This window comes from Xanthomonas cissicola (genome assembly GCF_008801575.1).
GTDB classification, from domain to species: Bacteria; Pseudomonadota; Gammaproteobacteria; order Xanthomonadales; family Xanthomonadaceae; genus Xanthomonas; species Xanthomonas cissicola.
Genome location: NZ_VZPL01000161.1, coordinates 1 through 2,650 on the forward strand (window position 1 = coordinate 1; position 2,650 = coordinate 2,650).

The following is a 2,650-nucleotide window of genomic DNA, read 5'->3' on the forward strand; positions in this document are numbered from 1 at the left end:
GCCTGCCAGGCGCGCAGTGCTGGCGATGGTTTCCCCACGACTGCGCAAAGCGACGATACGAGCATGTACGGTAGGATCGGCCGGGCGGCCACGGTACTTGTGTCTGGCCTTCGCCAGCTCAATACCCTGACGCTGACGCTCGCGGCGGTCTTCATAGTCGTCGCGAGCGATCTGCAGGGCGATGCGCAGCAACATGTCCTGCATAGATTCAAGCACGACCTTTGCCACGCCTTTCGCCTCGGCCGCCACTTCGGAGAAATCGACGACGCCAGGAACGGCGAGGCGCGCCCCCTTCACGCGGATAGATGCTACCAAGCGCTCGGCTTCGACCAGTGGCAAGCGGCTGATCCGATCGATCTTCTCTGCAATGACCACTTCGCCCGATTGCAGATCCTCGATCATGCGCAGCAACTCAGGGCGATCGGCGCGCGCGCCAGAAGCCTTCTCACGATAGACGCCGGCGACGTAGAAGCCGGCGGCCTTGGCCTCTTGGACGATTGCGGCTTGTCGCGTGAGATCCTGGCCATCAGTGCTGACGCGCTGGTAAATCCGAGCAACCTTGAAGGGTTCTGCAGGAGCGCGCGCCATCAAATGTGACTCGCCAAATCGGCTGGGGTGGGAATCCCGTTGAACATGGTGGCCTCCTGCATGGCCTTTTTGGGTATACCCAAATGATCTATGGAGGGCCTATGACGAAGCAAGGCAAGCAGGAGGAATCGGTGCCCCAGGTTCTGCACGGACTCTGGCGGGAGCAGGGCGGCCTTTCTGGACTCGTGCGGCTTGATGTTCCGGCGGGCACCCCTGGGATGGTTGTAGTCGCGAAGCAGACTGAGCCCTGGCAGCTGAGACCTGAACTGCGTTGGCAGGTATGGCCGGACCTGTTGGTCCCGGATGTTGAACCGATTGTGCGGAGCGAAACGAACTGATGGCGAAGGGACGCACTCTGCAGGCTGCGCCGTTCTATTTGGTCGCCCGGCTTTACATGCGGGTGAGCACCGATGGCCAGGATCTGGAACGGCAGGAGCGGATCATCAAGGAAGCAAAAGCGGCGGGCTACTACGTCGCCGGCGTCTATCGCGAGACAGCATCCGGCGCGCGTCCGGATCGTCCTGAGTTGTTGCGCATGATCGAAGACCTGCAGCCGGGCGAAGTGGTCATCGCAGAGAAGATCGACCGCATCAGCCGCTTGCCGCTGGCCGACGCCGAGCGTCTGGTTGCGTCTATCCGCGCGAAGGGTGCGCGCCTCGCCGTTCCCGGCGTCGTCGATTTCTCCGAAGTGGCGGCAGAGGCGAAAGGCGTGGCAAAGGTCGTGCTCGAATCTATGCAGGACATGTTGTTACGCATCGCCCTGCAGATCGCTCGCGACGACTACGAGGACCGTCGCGAGCGTCAGCGTCAGGGCATTGAGCTGGCGAAGGCCAGAGACAAATACCGTGGTCGCCCGGCCGATCCAACCGTACATGCTCGCATCGTTGCTTTGCGCAGTCGTGGGGAGACCATCGCCAACACTGCGCGACTCGCCGGCACGAGCGTGACTACCGTAAAGCGGGTGTGGGCGGCTCACTGCTCATGAACACCTCCGAATCAGCCATTTTCCATGGCCTTGAGATGTCTAGGAAACCCTGGGCGTATCATTCTTGGTTGTTAGGTTGTATTGACAGTAGTGGCGGGACATAGCAGCTTTGTTCGGCCGTTCCCTTTCGCCGAAGGAGTCAAGTTATGTCGATTAAGCCTGGTCCGAAGCCGATCGCTCCGTCCACTGGGGAGCCAGATAAGCGCCGGCGGGACAACAAGGACACCCCTGGAAACACGCCTGGTTTGAAGCCTCACAAACATAAGACCGGCAAGTGATTGAAGGAAGGACAGTTCTTGGGGTCAAGAAGGAGTAGAGCTGCGACAACTGGCCGGCGTCGCTTCGGCGACGGCCTCTGCCGCTGTGGCCCGTCGGCTACATAGGCAACCTGGACCTCGGGGCGATGGCAAGTGGGGATCTACCGCGTTGGGCACATTGAGTGGGAGAGGGACGGGCACAATCCCGAGCTGCCCCGAGAATGCGCGGTCGAGTGTGATCGTGAGGATGAAATCGTCAAAGCTTTGAGCGACAGATATGGCTGGTGACCACGTTCGTCGTATTGGGCACCCCAACTGATCCGTAAGCGCTGCATATGCGCGATACGATCTGAAGTGCGAAGAATTTCCGTCTCATAATCTTTCGAGACCGCCACTTTGGTAGTTCGGATGTGGCGTGGCTGCAAACACTCAGCATAAGGAGTTGTGCATGGATCCGCAGGTTGAAGCCGCATGTGATGCCTTGGAAGAGTTTGCTGTTGCTGTAGACGGAGCGCTGGCCAGTGTTTCAGCGACGCTGTTGCAACATGTCGGCTGGATGGGGCCAGCTCTCACTCGTGATGAGGTTGCAGCAGTGCCAAGGCGTCTAGCAAAGCGGCTGAAGGATGCCAACTTCGTTGTTGAAGACGAAAGTGAAGAGTCAAATGAACAAAGAGCGGCAGACTTGATCGCTAGGGAAGCTCTGAACAACGCACCACAGATACGCGACACTACCCGCCTCATCATGTAGAGGATCATCTATGCAGCTGACGTTCGGTGACGCTGAGGGCCTGGGCAAGCGCAAGCAGACCCGGCGCGAGAT

3 protein-coding genes are annotated in these 2,650 nt (G+C 59.6%); 2 read left to right on the plus strand and 1 reads right to left on the minus strand.

What is annotated here, in order from left to right; translation table 11 throughout:
- On the minus strand, positions 1-588 hold a 588-nt coding region (locus F7R02_RS24865), incomplete at its 3' end, for a recombinase family protein (protein ID WP_151210295.1).
- Between the two features lie 337 nt (positions 589-925).
- Here F7R02_RS24865 and F7R02_RS24875 point away from each other — a divergent pair.
- Both F7R02_RS24875 and F7R02_RS24880 read left to right on the plus strand, forming a co-directional pair.
- Positions 926-1,573, plus strand: a complete 648-nt coding sequence (locus F7R02_RS24875; protein ID WP_078590046.1) for a recombinase family protein — start codon at positions 926-928, stop codon at positions 1,571-1,573.
- 705 nt (positions 1,574-2,278) lie between these two features.
- A complete protein-coding gene (locus tag F7R02_RS24880) occupies positions 2,279-2,578 on the plus strand; it encodes a hypothetical protein (protein ID WP_151210297.1) in 300 nt (99 codons plus the stop codon).
- Positions 2,579-2,650 lie beyond the last annotated feature (72 nt).

What these genes read in the sequence shown, in the direction of transcription:
- F7R02_RS24875 (WP_078590046.1), top strand. Translation starts at nt 926, where the DNA reads ATGGCGAAGGGACGCACTCTGCAGGCTGCGCCGTTCTATTTGGTCGCC.
- F7R02_RS24880 (WP_151210297.1), top strand. Translation starts at nt 2,279, where the DNA reads ATGGATCCGCAGGTTGAAGCCGCATGTGATGCCTTGGAAGAGTTTGCT.